The organism is Rhizobium mongolense subsp. loessense, assembly GCF_900099775.1.
Taxonomy (GTDB): Bacteria; Pseudomonadota; Alphaproteobacteria; order Rhizobiales; family Rhizobiaceae; genus Rhizobium; species Rhizobium loessense.
The window spans coordinates 213,875-228,789 of sequence record NZ_FMTM01000005.1 but is presented as its reverse complement, the minus strand read 5'-3'; the positions used below and the strand labels follow the sequence as shown (position 1 = coordinate 228,789).

Here is a 14,915-nt window from a genome sequence, read left to right as displayed (position 1 = left end):
CCTGATCAGTCGGTGCGAACATCTTCCTAAATCAGCCGTTTTGGCTACCAGGTCCGGTATTGTGGCGGCGCTCGGCCGCATCGACCTGGGTCTCCATTTCGATATCTCTCTGCACATCATGGCCAACGCGAAAGGTTGTGAATCCAGTCACAGCAAATCCCGACTGCTTGTAGAACGCAATCGCGCGAGTATTTTTTTCGAACACGGTCAGCCGCAGTTTGGCGGCTCCGCGCCGACGGCATTCGTTTCGGACCTCCTCGAGCAGCCGGCCGGCCAGGCCGGTCCCCCTGCATTCCCTTTCGATGTAGAGGCGATTGAGGAGTGGTGGCGCGTCGCATGGCGCCTCAACGACAAGCTGCGCATATCCCAGGATCGTCCTGCCGCCCTGACCCTTCACAGCAAGGAAAACTGCGCCGCAAGGATCGACGATTTCAGCGTGCTGCCGCGCGACGCGAAAGTTCTTGCCGATGTAGTCGGTCAGGTCGGAGGCGGCCGTGTCGTCAGCATAGGTCTCCCAGAACACTCGGGCGGCGAATGTCGACAAGGCTTCCGCATCGCGCCGCTCGGCACGCCGCAAGAGTACACCCGTTGTCATGCAACAACCCCCCTTGTCGGTCACGATTTCCCTTCCGAATGGCAAAGGCCAACATGCAAGTAACGAAAATACACCTATTCATCCAAGCGATAGTAGGCGAATTCGATTTCCTTGCCCAGATGAAAGTCCCGGGAGAGATAGTCTGACTTGACACCGCACGGCTTGCGATAGACGCCAATATCGCGCAGGTGTTCATCACTCAACTTGGCAAGTGCCTGGAAAGTTCGTCTATCCTGCCGACGTGACGCCAATTCGGTGCAGCCGGGGGCCTCAATTGCGATCCCTCGGCGCAGGAACCGGGGCAAGATCTGAAATATTGCCGCCGCTGAAATCGGTCGGTCGGTACGAATATCTGCCATCGCTCTCTCCGCTGGTTTATGAAAGTGAGCGAGACTCCCATCCGGCAGATCGAATGTCCGGATCATTCGAGGAAATTTCCATGAAATCTGGCTGAAGTATGGGATTGAAGCCCCGATCTGGGCAATTCCGAGCGTGCCGCACCTCACCTAGAGCGCAGCTTGGCAGGCGCTTTGGCGAAGACAGCAACGCTGTCGAGACAGCCGTTGCTTCCTTATTGTAGGCATGGCCGACTGATTTCGGGTAATGCCTGTGATTATGACGGCCAGCGTCTTGTGATAGAGCGCGAACAATACGGCGTTTATGCCGTTTGAGCATTTCTGATCCGCATTGAGTTCAGCGGTTTCAGCCCGTAGACCTTGTGCAGGAGCGCCATGCGCTTATACCTGCTGACGATCTGCAGTTCATCACTGGTAATCAAATACCCTAAGGCTCTCCTCCAGCGCCGCTTGGCCGCGTTTTAGCGAAAGGTCATGATCGCTTTTCAGACGTCAAAGAAGGGACGCCCGCTCTTATAATACCCATGACGGGGCGGAAGACTTCCGATAGACTCGCCGCACCCTTGGCCGATAGGTGATCTCCGTCCTTATACAGGACAGTGCCCTCTCGCATCACGTGACATCTGAAAGCATCGCAGATTGCGCCCATGGGGTCTACCACCAGCGCTCCGTTCGATTTGGCTGCCTCGTCCAGCACCCGCCGTGCTAACGCCTGCCTTTTGCTCGTGTAATCAAGAGGAGGGGCTATATCAAGCGATCTTCCAGCGACTACGGCTTTGGCGAGGGCTTCTGGGACGTCGGAGCCAACCTCCGGTACATCCATTACCAGCACCGCCTTCGTCCCCTCGTGAGCGAACTTAGCGAGTGTGGTGTTTAAACTCGCCCTGACAGGCGAAGACCAATCTGCCAAGGTGGGTTCTACACGCGGGTCGAAAAAGACGCCCCCACCCGGAAGCTCGGCCCTATGTACGTATTTCGGCCAGTAACCAACCATGAAGATGAAAGGGAACTTCCTCTGCTCGATAAACGACATTACTGTTGAATTATACTCGATGCACCGCTTCACCGCCCAAGGGGGGCCGAAGTCCGCATTCGGTAAGGGCGGGCAGGAGGCGCGGCCGAGGAACATACCGGACAGACCCATCTCGCGGGCTGCAACGTCGATTGCCGGAGCAATGGCCGCGGCGTGAGAGTCACCCCACACAAGGAACTGCGGCTCGCTTGAAGATTGCACTCCAATCCTGCAAAGGTCGCCTCTTCTTATCTGAGCCAAGGTCAAGCCATCCCCGTCCGAATCGGCAAAGCACAACCGAGAGAAAAACGGGCTCTCATCATGAGTGGCTTGGTAAAGCCGGAGAGCCTCTTCGGGTAAACGATGGGGAATGCCTTCAAATCTTTTGACGACAGTTCCGAAGGCGATCGCCGAAACAATTGCGGCGCTGCTCAGGCCGGCTATGGCTGCACCCGAGGGCGCTAGCCTCCCGTATCGGGCGGGTTGCTCTACAAACCTCCAGGAAAGGTAGGCCAACGCGAACGACAATGCGACGACCGTCAGTGCCCACTCGGTCGTCAGTTCGTGTTCAAGAGCGGAGCGCGAAAACACGATAACAGGCCAGTGCCAAAGATAGAGGGAATACGAGATACGGCCGATAAAGACCGAAACGGGATTGTCGAGAAAGCGGGCAATCAAGCCGTCTCGGCAATTGGCGTGGATCACAAGTGCCGTACCAACACAGGGAACTGCGGCAGTAAACCCCGGGAAAGGAGTGCTAGGGGAATAGAAAAAGACGGTTGCGAAGATTGCAACGAGCCCCAGTGCTGTCATGGCTTGAGACGCGCGGGCTCGATAGTTCGCTTGCGGCGCAATAGCGACCAGAACTCCTATCAGCAATTCCCAAACGCGGAAATGCAGCAGGTAGAATGCTTTCTCCGGTTTATGATATACTTCGAAGATGCTTGCTATAAACGACAGCAGCGAGACCGCCAGAACGATCCCGAACATGCGCCTGCCTGCAAATTTATAGCAAATGAAAAGCGCGACGGGGAAAACAAGGTAGAACTGCTCCTCGACAGACAGGGACCAAGTATGAAGCAAAGGCTTCACCTCGGCGGCAATATCAAAATAGCCACTCTCGCGATGAAACAGAACGTTTGAAGTGAACAATGCGGCGGCTATTAGGCTATCAGCGAAATACAAAAATTCCTGCGGCATGAACAAGAACCATGCCGCGACAGCCGAAACAGCCATCATTGAGAACAGCGCCGGGAAGATGCGCCGCATGCGCCGGACATAAAACTCCAGAAGACTGAATCTGCCGCGGTCAAGGTCGGCCAGGATGATCCTCGCCATGAAAAATCCCGAGAGGACGAAGAACACATCAACACCGACGAACCCGCCGCTGAACGCCCCGAAACCTGCATGAAATAGGAGCACCGGCAAGATTGCAACGGCTCGCAATCCGTCCAGACCGGGTCGATACTCAATGGGTCGATATGTTAAAATCGAGCTGCTCCTCTACGGACTACCGATCGCGGACGTTGCCTCAGGCAGGGGAAATGTAACCCGCTCAACCCCTCTTGGAGGCGGACCACTTGTAGCCGAGCCGCTGGCCTCGTCAATCACCTGCTTGCGAAATGTCGCTAGGCAACGTCAGCACAGAGAAGATCGGCATATGCAAGATCCATGCGGGCCGACTTTGTGATCAATCACAAAAGAACATGGACTTTTTTGCGACTGCATTCCATCGCTGAGCCTGCAAGCACAAACCTCGATCATACGCGCGGAGGAAGGCCACAGCGGCGTTCGGAGGAACGATAGCCACACTGTCGGCATCGGACGTGAGGGAATATAACGGACAAATTCAAGCGCTTGACGAATGCCATGTTCTCCAGCGCCGCGGTCGCTGGCCCACGAAAAGAGAACCAGAAAATGCAGTATTAATCTCGAAAATCGCCGTGACTTGCTACCGTCGGATGCAGAATCGGCCGATTTACCGCAGATGCGGGGTAGCCGCGATCTTACGGCTGATATGGCCCGTCGCAGCCCAACAGGGCCTTCACGACACCTGAATCATATCATCGTGGCCAAGTTGTTCAAGTGACTGTGCATCAACCGTCTTTGGTGTGCGGGAGGGGAAACGCCGAATATAAACTGCCGCGATTAACGGCGTCACGGAAATTCAGCCGGAGTGGACACGTCGATTGGGTTATGCAAGACATGGCGCAGAATATTACTTGCAAACTAAGCGACGGAAATTTCTAGATGACAGTTGGACCTGACGCGCTCGAAATCCTCCGGGAAAAACACCGCCGCTGGCTCTCGCAGCTCGACATTCGCGATCAGCCGTGGTTGATCCTCGGCTCCGCCCCATGCCCTACAGTGCCGGCTGACTTGATCGGACATTGCGCTCGCGTCGACGTCAACAACTCGGGCAAAACGGCTGCCGCCTTGGGTCTCCCACCGGCCGACCTGACGTTTCGAAAGAGAAAGAAGTCTTGGGATGAGCACCCTCACGTGAGAACGAGAGGTCTTTTATGGCTCCACACGAAACCCCTATGGTTTATGCGACTGAGGCTGCTGTTGATGCGCCAGGTGCAGTACAAGAGTCTGATGCGCGCCACCAAAGAGGAGCGTGAGGCGATCGTCACCGCCGTGAGCGGTGGCCTCCCCCCTGGTGTGGGAGAACTCGGAAAAGTCACAAACGGAGTTGCGGCTGTTTGTTACGCCCTTTTCATGGGCGCGCCATCAGTGACCCTGGCCGGGTTCTCCGTGACGAAAATGGGCCATTCTTACAACGACAAGGGCAAGCTTCGGCGACAGATCGCGGAGGATACTTTTGTGCTGACGCAGCTCCGAAATCGCGGGAATGTGTTCACCACCGAGGGCGAGCTCTCCGCGCAAATCGGCCTTCCCCTCGTTCGAAACAGGGATGACATCGATAAACACATGGCTAGCCCGATCTCTTTTGCCCGCAGTTAACGAGTTTTGCCAGGAGTAAGCGAAATGGTATCAATGCCCGCGCGCTCGACGGTGTATTGTACGGAATAGATATCAATTATCGGCCTCAATTCAGCCATGCCGACACGCGTTAGGGCCGAAGTGTCAATGCGCCCCTCGCCCCTTGCGCATACTAAAACGCCACATCGAATGGTGGTTTTATTGCTTCTGACGATCCAGGCTTCCCGCCAACTGCTTGCGCAGGAACGGAATGCGCAATCACGTTGATCACACCGTCGAAGATGGGAGCAAGAATTCTAGCGCCCGATGCGGAAAGATGATCGGCGTCCTTGTACATTACAGTGTCGTTGATGATCGCGTGGCAACGGGTAGCGTCACACAGCTTAGGGAGAGGGTCTACGAGATAGGCGTTCTTGCGCTTGGCGACATCGTTCAGCACCATTCTTGCCAACGACTGTCGTTGATCGGTGTAGTCGCGCGAGGGAGCAATATCCTCAGAGCGGCTTGTCGTTACGGCTCTCGCTAGTGCTTCGGGGACCGGTACGCCCATTTCAGGAACGTCAAGTACCAATACAGACTTCGTTCCAGCCGCGTCTAACCGCGTGATGGTTTCCTCCAGGCTGTTGCGCACCGGCCCGGACCAGTCTTCGACGGGTGGAGCAATGTTAGGATCGAAGAAGATGCCCTGATTAGGCAGCTCGGATCGGTGGACATATTTTGGCCAGTAGGCGACTAGAAATACATAAGGGATCTTCTGTGTTTCAATGAAGGAAAGCGCCGCCTTGTTGTGATCGACGCAGCGTTCGACGTTCTTTTGAGATGAAAATGCGGCGTTAGGGAGCGGTGGGCAACCGCCACGACCGACAAGTACACCCCTTATTCCTGCCTTGCGCGCTGCAAGATCGATTGCAGGAGCCATCGCGGCCGAATGCGAGTCTCCCCAAACGACAAAGGACGGGGGAGCAGTTGTGGAGGGATCACCCACAACGCAAAGCCGGCCCTCCTCTATGGCCGCGACGGACAGGCCGTTTCCGTTGGTATCGGCAAAGCAACGCGGTTGAGAAAAAGGACTTTGATCGTAAGTTGCCGCATAAAGCTGGAGCGCATCCCCGCTGAGACGCCACGGCATCCCATGATAGGCAATGATCGTGCTCGCAACTGCAACCGAGGCCGCAACTGCCGCCCCGCCCGAAACAAGCGGCGTGACTATACTCATGCCGCCGCCTTGCCTGAATGGTTGCTCGATAAAACGCCACGAGAGGTATCCGAGCGCGAGCGCGCAAGCAAAGACCATTGCGCCTTCCAACCAGGCCTCCATTCCGAGGTTGAGGTAGCGGGTAAAAACGATAATGGGCCAGTGCCAGAGATAGACAGAGTACGAAATCTTTCCGATGAACATCATCGGCGGCGCCTTTAGAAGGGCGTAACTCCAGCTCCCCTCGGCCCGTGAAAATATCACTGCGGCAGCAGACAGGCACGGCAGGAGCGCGTAGTAGCCAGGAAAGGGCGTGTCAACATTGTAGGCGAAGAAAGCAGCAACGATTCCAAGCAGGCCCACCCCAGCCATCAAGCTTTCGCTGCGCTGCGTCAGTTTCGGTGCAGGAACAAGGGCAACCAGCGACCCAAGCAGGAGCTCCCATACCCGAAAAGGAAGCAGGTAAAACCCCTGAGATGTGGCGTTGAAGGCGGCCCAGCAGCTGGCGGCAAATGACAAAAAGAATGCCGCTATCAAAACTGCCAATGTCACTGCGCGCGACTTCCGCGCCAGGAGAAGGGTAAGCGGAAAGAATATGTAGAATTGCTCCTCGACGCTCAGTGACCACGTGTGAAGCAGAGGCTTCGTGTGCGCTGCAAGATCGAAGTAGCCGCTTTCTTTTTGGAACAGTATATTGGCGGTAAAAGTAGCTGCTCCGATCAGACTCTTAGCGAAGTATTCGAACTCCTGAGGCATGAACAGGAACCACGCTGCGATCGTGCTTGCGGCAAGAACCGCGGTGAGCGCGGGCAAAATTCGTCTGATGCGGCGACTGTAGAACTGCCAGATATTGAAGGAGCCCGCCGCGATCTCCGACGAGATAATTCTGGCCATGAAATAGCCGGAGAGGACAAAGAAAACATCGACGCCAACGAAGCCGCCGGGAAGCCAGGCCAGTCCGATATGATAGAGTACAACCGGTATTACGGCGACGGCGCGCAGCCCATCGAGCTCGGCCCTATAACTGGGCCGGCTTTGGCTCAATATCATTTCGGCTCCTTTGGAAAGTTCGACCGCTGAATCGCGGCTATCCGTAGCCGTGCGATTTGCCCGCAATGAGGCAAGGACTGCGTCATCGTTATATTTTCAATCAAGGACGTCTCCGCAGCCGCTGACTTCCGGCGAGTAAACAGGCCCGAGCATTGTTCAGCCGGCGCTCCGAGGACCGGCTAGCTTCGTTCGGACGAGAAAGGATCGCTGCAGCCTCGGCCTAGCGGCTAGCCAAATCATAACGTCGATCGTCGCCGGGCCTGCGAAGAGAAACGGCAGTTTAACATGCTTACTCCCTCCAGTGATCGGCCACCCAGCGTGTCGGGAGGATAAAATGCCGAAGATGCGCGAAGAACGAGTCCCGCTTCAGCCGCTTTCTCTTGTTGAAACTTGCCATGAGATGTCCAAACGGAGTGTCGGCGCCCCGTTCGTGGTACTTCCCTCTTATCGCCTGCTCTGGGCGCAGGCCACGAGGGAAAATGACTACTTTTGCGCTCTGGGGGAGCCGCGGTGCAAGGAAGTAATTGAGCGGCCATGCACGGCGGCAATCTTGACGAAAGTGCAGCACCCACTCGCGCGGGAAAAACTTCGGACCATCCGGAGCGTTCCTGGTTACGAAACGCTGCTCGAACCGGTATTGATCCGCAATCACCTGCGGTGCCGCCTTAAACTTTTCTTGCAGTGGTGCGAGCTTGCCCACCGGAAATCGAAACAGCGATGTCTGTCCGAGCTTTTCAAATGGCGTGGTCTGATTGCGCGCCATGACAACGTCGTCGGCGCTGCCAACCTCAAAAAACGGATCGAGTGACGCAACAATCACAAGGTCCAGATCGAGGAACAAAACTGGGCCTCTGAGTGACCCTAAAGTTTCGCCCCAAAGCCGCGCCTTATTCCAAATCCCTGGGGATTTCTCTGGCATTTTCGCGACGTCTAATGGTGGTAGGTCCTCGCAAAGAACCTCAGGCCGAATGCCATCTCGGTTATCGGTGAAACATGTGAAGGTAAACGGCGGAGTTATGTTTCTCGCAACCATGGCATAAAGGCGATTAATATAGGGGGGGCCGAACTTCGTACCCCAATTTATGCAGATCACCTGTTTCGTGCCTGCCGCAGGTAGCGTCTCGCTCACAGCCATTTGCTCCGCCATTCCTTTCTAAAATCCGCATACTCCGACCGCTTAGCACAGATATGGCGTGTGCCAGCAGATGCAAAAAAGCACGTAGCCATGGTTTCCGTTGTCAGAAGCCGCCTATTGCGATGTGTTGTCTCGAACGACATTGTTGCCGCCCCTGCTGACGATCAGATTGCGACCACCACCGACGATCCTGTTTCCTTCGACCTCGTTGTTGTCAGCAAAGTCTGCATTGCTTGCGCTGCTGCCAAATGGATAGGCCGGGTCGGTAAAGCAATAGTCCTTGCCTCCGTTGCGAGATCCCAGCCAAACTGCCGGCTGCTGGCGGCCAGAAGAATAGCGAAACGTGTTCTGCGTTATTTGATTGAACTCCGGTTTTTGGTGGCGAATAACGCCGCCTTCTCCGCAATTGCGATAGACGAATATTCCGCCATTGTCGGAGTTTTCGAATGTATTGCGGGAAATCGTATTTCTTGCAGAACCATCGATTGCTATCAACTCACGCTTATCCGTCTTGATGCTGAAGACGTTTCCGGAGATCGTATTGCGGGCTGACTCGGCATCAAGATATACGGCAACGGCGGTGCTGCGGCCGGATATTTGAGACGATAACAAAGCCGCTCCCGTTACGCCCGGACCCACATAGAAGGGTATGCCATTGGGCGCCTCGATTTGGACTTTTTCAAATCTCACGTTGGCCGGTGCCGCTGCCTGGGCATAATTGGTGTGGTTAGGCTTGAGTGAAGAGGCCTTCATAACTTCGCCGTTGGCATTTTCTCCGAGACCGTAAATCCTGACAAATCCTCTGATCCGGCAGTTGCGAATGGTGACATTGCGCGGAGCATCCCATTGCCCTGACGCAGTTCGCGTTGAGCGAACAATGATCCCGGTTTTTTGCATGCGTGAACTACCGGAACTAACGTCAATTAGCCCTCCCCCACAATCAAGTACCGCGTTTGAAGCGGCGCTTCCTTCGAAGATCAGCTGATGGCTCACGACGTCATGCGAAGACAGCTGGATATTACACTGCAATGAAACGGGCTCTGAACCAGGGGCCTTTATTTTGGAGATCGTCGCCTGTCCGCACGGTGTGTTTTGTCCAGCCTCTTCGCTTGGTGGCGAGGTGTCGGTGGGGTTTTCCTCGACGGGCGTTAGTGGCCCAGTGTTTTGGCCTTCATCAGGCGACGGCACGGACGGGTCTGGTCGCTGAGGATGCGGCCTCTGATACCCAAGATCGGGCTGCAAAAAGGAGCTGTCGATATAGGGCGCTCCCCCCTGGCAGCCAACCAACAAGGCGAGGCCCGTTGACACTACGACCGCTTTCGTCTTCCCGAGTATCATTTTATCTCCGTTTGCCCTGCGTGCCGGCGAATCTTCACTCAACCGACTTCTTACCAGATGTTGGTCAGGGGACGTCTATTTTCATCGGACGTTTGCGGATCGGCGGCTCGACGTATGCGCTCGGCTCGTTGACATTTCGCGCCAGTAACCTCGAGGCAATGCTTTCGGCAGCAGCATTCGCTCCCTCTTTCGAATAGAAGTTGCCGCGAACTTGCACGGAGGCAGCGAGCAATCGCATGAACGCGTCAAGGAGCTTTGACGAAGGCGGCTGTGGATCTTGCCAGAAACGATCGATGGAACTTGGATCCGTCAGCCCTTCGATATCATAGATCGTCACCCCGAGCGTCTTAACAGGCTTGCCTGCCTGCAATGCTGAAAGCGCAGCTGTCGAATTGACTGTGACCATGCCCCGGCTTGCGGCGATCAGCGCCGAGAGATCACCGCCGTCGATAACCTGCACGCGGCCGGACAGGCCGAGCGACAAGGCGGTGGCGTTCACATAGTCGTCCCAGTCGATAAGCCCGTTGTCGAGCGGATGGACTTTGACGAGCAGCTTCGCTTCTTGCGGTGCGTGCTCGGAAAATGAGCGCAGAATATAGCGGATCGCATCCCTCTGGCTGTGGAACGGCGAATGGGCGCGCAACTGATAGTCGGTCTCAATCTGCAGGGGATAGACAAAGAACGCTGCGTTATCGGAATACAGCCGGTCCACTTTGAAATTCGCCGCGCGAGCCCTCTTTCGGGCCGTTGCGAGCCTCCTCAGCCAGCCCGCATATTCGGCGAGCGGATGAAACAGCCCGTGCCGCCGGTAATGAGGATAAAAGAGCGAGAAGAACACGGTCGGCAGATAGTAAAGCAGATCGGCGATCGCTTCCGAGAGAAAAGTATGGCTGTAATGCCTGTTCCAATCCGGTTCCGGCAGGCCTTCAGCAGCCGCAAGTATATGATCCGGATCAACGGGAAAGCGCGAGTTGGACGAAAGGCCTTCGCGCTCGATCGTCACCCAATCAGGCCTCAAATGCCCCATCTCGATGGTGTAGATCGAAACGCCCATTGCACGGGCTTCGGCGATGGCAGCACGGTGGTAGGGTCTTTCCTCTCCGTGGACGATAAGGTCGGTGATCTTGCGGTCCGCGATGAGATGACGGACATACCCCGGCCAGGCGGCGAAAGGACCGCGATAGTTCAAGGCGCCCGGCCTGCGCCAGAATAGCCAATCTCCGCTATTAAGGTTGACGCGGAGGCACGCGCAACCGGCTGCCTCAAGGCGGTCCGCGATCCGGCAATAGAGGATGGACGATGGCCCTTGGAGAAACAGGAAGACGCGTTTCGCCTTCTCCTCTGAGCGGACCACCGGCACGATCATTCCGCCGGCAACTCTTTGCTGAGGCCGGCATAGCGCAGCAGGGTCCCGAGCAGGTTCCACGGCGCTTCTTCCCGCGGCGGGACTGGACGCTGCGAATGCGCCCGAGCGCGACCAAGCGGCACAATCATATAGTCAGTACGAGGATCCGGAAACGGATCAGCAAAAGCCTTCAAGAGCGGCGCATGATCGCCGTAGAAGAGCAACCAGACTGGCCGGTCCAGTGTGTCGAGATGATGGGCCAAGTTTCCAAGCGCATGGTCGGCGCGGCGAAGGAGCTCGGAATAGATCTCTACAGGATCCGTGAGATTACCGACGCGACCGGCCTCCCAGGGGCCATGGTTGGCCATTGAGGCGACGAACAGGAAATTCTTGATATCCGGATCCTTTTCGATCTCGCGGATCACGCTTTTCGTAAGCGCCTGATCGCTGACATAAGGGCCGTCGCGCTCCGGATTGTGATCAAATTCGTCGAGCATCATCATGTGATCGAAGCCGAGCTGTGGCATCGCCTTATGACGCAGGAAGAAGGTGCGGTCGTAAGGATGAATGAACTGCGTCTTCCAGCCGGCAACCTTCAGCTTGTTCGGCCAAACGACATCCGTGTATTGGCTTGCGCTCAGATAGGGATAGCTCGCATCGATATGCACGTCGTCGGGCTGAAGGCCGCTTAAGATTGCAAATTCGGTGCGAAGCGTATAGCCGCCTTCGAAGACGCTCGTCATACGGCCCCACTGCGCCGCCCGCTTTCGCAGTCGATCAAGATTGGGAAGCTTTAAATCTTTGACCTCGAAATGACGAAGGTCGATGAAGGATTCCGACTGCCAGACGACGATGAGCGGCGGCTCGTTATCGCCGTCCGGATCCCAAAGATCGTGCAGCGCCGACTTCAGCATGACCGACAGCTCGTGCACGATCTTCTCGCGGCGGCGGCCAAGCCATATGATAAAATGCAGGACGACAGACGTGAACGTGCCGAAGCGGACCGTATTCTTCTTGATATCGATCGGTCCAACCAGCTGCTGTGTGGCCCGCGAAACCGGCCCGTTCACAGGGCCGTAGAAAAGCGCCAGCCACGGACCGAAGGCAACGGCAAGGCCGACCAGGACCCAGAACACCCGTGCGCTGTCAGGCAAGATATGCGGCTCGAAATAGAAATATAGCCCGGTCACGCCGAAGACGTAAAGGAACGAGAATATCCAGAAGAAGACGTTCAGCGAGGTCGCGTAGAAGATCTCCTTGTATTTGAAGACATCGACGACGAGCGCGATGTCGGAGAAAATCAGCGGCTCTCGGATGAACTTGAATTTGGCGCGCGAAATCCCGGTGAAAATCACAAAGAAGCTCATCGTCGCCTGCATGGCGTAGATCGGCCGCCACGTCACCGAAAAGAAACCCGCAAAGACCAGAGCGATAACCGGAAGGCGCGCAGCAAGATCGAGCGCATAGCGTGCAGGTGTTCGCTCGACCTTGTTTTGGCGATAGACGTCAGACGGCATCGCGAACCAGTCCGTTGCGTAGACGAAGATGCACGTCAGGACGAAGCAGGAGGCAACCAATAGAAAGGGCACATCATGTAAGCGCAAAGGAACCATCGATTTTCTATTACCGGCAACAAATGCCAAATCCGATTAAAGCTTGGGCGTGTCAATGCCCGATGATATCCCTGTCTTCAAATGCACAGTCGATGATCTTGCATGCGTTTCCCTTACGCCACGCTTCAATCGATATCGGTACCAGCGCGAAAGCAGCGGCTTGATGAAAGGCCCCAGATAGGCAAGCGCCATGAGAGATGGCGTAAAGTGGATCTTCGAGCAGTTGCGGTCGATACCGGCGATAATGCGCTGTGCAATTGCTTCCGCGGTCCACGGCTTCACCTTGCCCATGAGAACCTCGGCCTGCCATGGCCGCATCGTCATTTCACGCTGATACTGGGGTGTCAGCGTGTCCGGCGGAAAGCAGATGGAGACGCGAATTCCCGTTCCGACGGCTTCCGCCTGTACGGCTTCAGCAAAACCCTTGAGGGCAGATTTAGAGGCGCAGTAGGCCGCATAACCGTGAAGGCCAATCAATGCGGCACCCGACGAGACCACCATGATGGTGCCCCGTCCCCTCGCCTTCATACTGTGATAGACGGCACGGGCGGCATTTGCGGTGCCCAGGAGATTTGTGGTTATTTGCTGGTCGAAGGCCGCGGCTGAAAGAGCATCGAAGGCGGCCGGCTCGACAATGCCGGCAGAGGCAATCAGCACATCGCAGGGGCCGTTTGCCGTTTCACAGGCTTTGACCGCCAATGCCAGGTCCTCATGCTTGGAAACGTCAGCCGAAACGGCAAAAGAGCTTCCGCCTTTCGATACAGCCTGGACGTCTAAAACCGCCTGATCGAGGCGTGCCGCATCGCGTGCAATCAGCGAAACACGCTCGCCTCTGGCGGCGTAAGCCTTTGCGACTGCTAATCCGATACCACTTGAACCGCCGGTTACGATGACATGCATTGCATCGTCCTGCCTTAAGGCTTGCCCGCCATCTGGTTCATCGGCAGGAGCTTCATGACCTTTTCGAAGTCGATCGAACCTAGGCCGAAATTGCGGTCCTGTAAATCTTTCAGCCGCTTTGCCGTCACAGTGACGGCATGACTGATCTGCTCATCCGTGTGATTGCAGGTGATGAAGAAACGCAGTCGCGCCATGCCCTCGGGAACTGCCGGATGGATAATCGGCAGCGCGTTTACGCCCTCTTCGAGAAGATCGTTGGAAAGCTGCACGGCGCGAACGGAATCCCCAACGATGACCGGGACGACGGAATAGCCGGTCGCAAGCCCGGTATCGAGACCGGCTTCCTTTGCAAGCTTGAGGAAGAGCGCGCCGTTGCGCCGCAACCGGGCAGTACGCTCCGGCTCTTTCGTCAATATTTCCAGGCCGGTCAATGCCGCAGCCGCCAGTACCGGCGCAAGGCCGACGCTATAGACGAAGCCGCCGGCCTCCGCCTTCAAGACGTCCGCCAAAGCCTGGCTTCCGGCTATATAGCCACCGCAGCTCGATGTCGTCTTGGAAAGCGTTCCCATCCAGATGTCGACGTCATGTGGATCGATGCCGTAATGTTCGAAGCTGCCGCGACCGGTTTCTCCAAGGACGCCGAGAGCGTGCGCCTCATCGACCATCAGCCAGAAGCCGTACCGCGACCTCAGCTCGACCAGAGCCGGCAGGTCGGCGATATCGCCATCCATCGAGTAGACGCCTTCGACGATCACCAGGATACGCCGGAAGTCGGAGGACAGCGACTTCAGAACAGATTCGAGGTTCTCGACATCGTTGTGCTTGAAGAGACGGCGTGTCGCGCCCGATTGCTTGATCCCGGCAAGCGCGCTGTTATGGATGAACTCATCGTGAATTACGAGATCCTGCGGGCCCATCAGACAGCTGATCGCAGCAACATTGGTCAGGTAACCACTGACGAAGCAGACCGCAGCGTCGACGCCGTAGACCTTGGCAAGCGCATGTTCAAGTTCGACATGCACGGGCCGCTCTCCGGCAACCAACCGGCTTGCCGACGCGGAAATGCCAAAGCGATCTATCGCCTCTTTTGCCCGCTTGTTGACGAGCGGGTCGGTATTGGTTGCGAGGTAGTCATAAGAGGCGAAGTTTGCGAACTCCCGTCCGGACATGACAGTCGTTGCACCTGCGGCCCTGTCATGAGACCGGTAGAAGGGGTTGCCGATGCCGGCCATCTGCGCCCCGATCTTCTGGGTCATCACCCGCTGGTATTCCGGCAGTTCGTCGAATCGTGTCACCTGGCGAACCGGCGGCTGAGGGTGGCGGTTCATCCGGGCTGCTCTGTTCCTGCCGGACGACTCGTTGGCGTGCCGCATCTGATCGAGCAGTCCCGTTTTCCGGTCCTGCGCCTTGCCGTTTGGATTGTCCGTCAT

General features: G+C 56.5%; 11 protein-coding genes. 1 reads left to right on the top strand and 10 read right to left on the bottom strand.

Going from position 1 to position 14,915, the window contains the following annotated elements; translation table 11 throughout:
* Positions 1 to 31: 31 nt before the first annotated feature.
* The 3 genes from BLP23_RS18435 to BLP23_RS18425 all read right to left on the bottom strand — a co-directional run bounded on the left by BLP23_RS18435 (position 32) and on the right by BLP23_RS18425 (position 3,454).
* On the bottom strand, positions 32 to 595 hold the full coding sequence (locus tag BLP23_RS18435; RefSeq protein WP_092586314.1) for a GNAT family N-acetyltransferase: 564 nt from the start codon (positions 593 to 595) through the stop codon (positions 32 to 34).
* Positions 596 to 669: 74 nt separating this feature from the next.
* On the bottom strand, positions 670 to 954 hold the full coding sequence (locus BLP23_RS18430) for a YjiS-like domain-containing protein (protein WP_167363932.1): 285 nt from the start codon (positions 952 to 954) through the stop codon (positions 670 to 672).
* Between the two features lie 469 nt (positions 955 to 1,423).
* Positions 1,424 to 3,454: an acyltransferase family protein gene (locus BLP23_RS18425; RefSeq protein ID WP_092586312.1), complete on the bottom strand. Its 2,031-nt coding sequence runs from the start codon at positions 3,452 to 3,454 to the stop codon at positions 1,424 to 1,426.
* A 759-nt stretch (positions 3,455 to 4,213) separates the two neighbouring features.
* Here BLP23_RS18425 and BLP23_RS18420 point away from each other — a divergent pair.
* Positions 4,214 to 4,930 carry a hypothetical protein gene (locus tag BLP23_RS18420; protein ID WP_092586311.1) on the top strand — a complete coding sequence of 239 codons (717 nt, stop codon included), beginning with the start codon at positions 4,214 to 4,216 and terminating at the stop codon, positions 4,928 to 4,930.
* Between the two features lie 151 nt (positions 4,931 to 5,081).
* On the opposite strand, the gene BLP23_RS18415 is transcribed toward BLP23_RS18420, so the two are convergent.
* From BLP23_RS18415 to BLP23_RS18385, 7 genes are all read right to left on the bottom strand, one after another.
* Positions 5,082 to 7,154 carry an acyltransferase family protein gene (locus BLP23_RS18415; protein WP_092586491.1) on the bottom strand — a complete coding sequence of 691 codons (2,073 nt, stop codon included), beginning with the start codon at positions 7,152 to 7,154 and terminating at the stop codon, positions 5,082 to 5,084.
* 289 nt (positions 7,155 to 7,443) lie between these two features.
* Positions 7,444 to 8,289: a glycosyl transferase gene (locus BLP23_RS18410; RefSeq protein WP_092586490.1), complete on the bottom strand. Its 846-nt coding sequence runs from the start codon at positions 8,287 to 8,289 to the stop codon at positions 7,444 to 7,446.
* A 114-nt stretch (positions 8,290 to 8,403) separates the two neighbouring features.
* Positions 8,404 to 9,627, bottom strand: a complete 1,224-nt coding sequence (locus BLP23_RS18405) for a right-handed parallel beta-helix repeat-containing protein (protein ID WP_208603168.1) — start codon at positions 9,625 to 9,627, stop codon at positions 8,404 to 8,406.
* A 64-nt stretch (positions 9,628 to 9,691) separates the two neighbouring features.
* Entirely contained in the window at positions 9,692 to 10,993 is a 1,302-nt protein-coding gene (locus tag BLP23_RS18400; protein ID WP_092586310.1) for a capsule biosynthesis protein, read from the bottom strand.
* Complete coding sequence (locus BLP23_RS18395; RefSeq protein WP_407691800.1) at positions 10,990 to 12,615, bottom strand: LTA synthase family protein; 1,626 nt, start codon at positions 12,613 to 12,615, stop codon at positions 10,990 to 10,992. The genes BLP23_RS18400 and BLP23_RS18395 overlap by 4 nt, the downstream gene beginning before the upstream one ends.
* Positions 12,616 to 12,621: 6 nt before the next feature.
* Positions 12,622 to 13,485, bottom strand: coding sequence for an SDR family NAD(P)-dependent oxidoreductase (locus BLP23_RS18390; protein WP_092586308.1), 864 nt, complete (start codon positions 13,483 to 13,485; stop codon positions 12,622 to 12,624).
* A 14-nt stretch (positions 13,486 to 13,499) separates the two neighbouring features.
* Positions 13,500 to 14,915: an aminotransferase class I/II-fold pyridoxal phosphate-dependent enzyme gene (locus tag BLP23_RS18385; RefSeq protein ID WP_092586307.1), complete on the bottom strand. Its 1,416-nt coding sequence runs from the start codon at positions 14,913 to 14,915 to the stop codon at positions 13,500 to 13,502.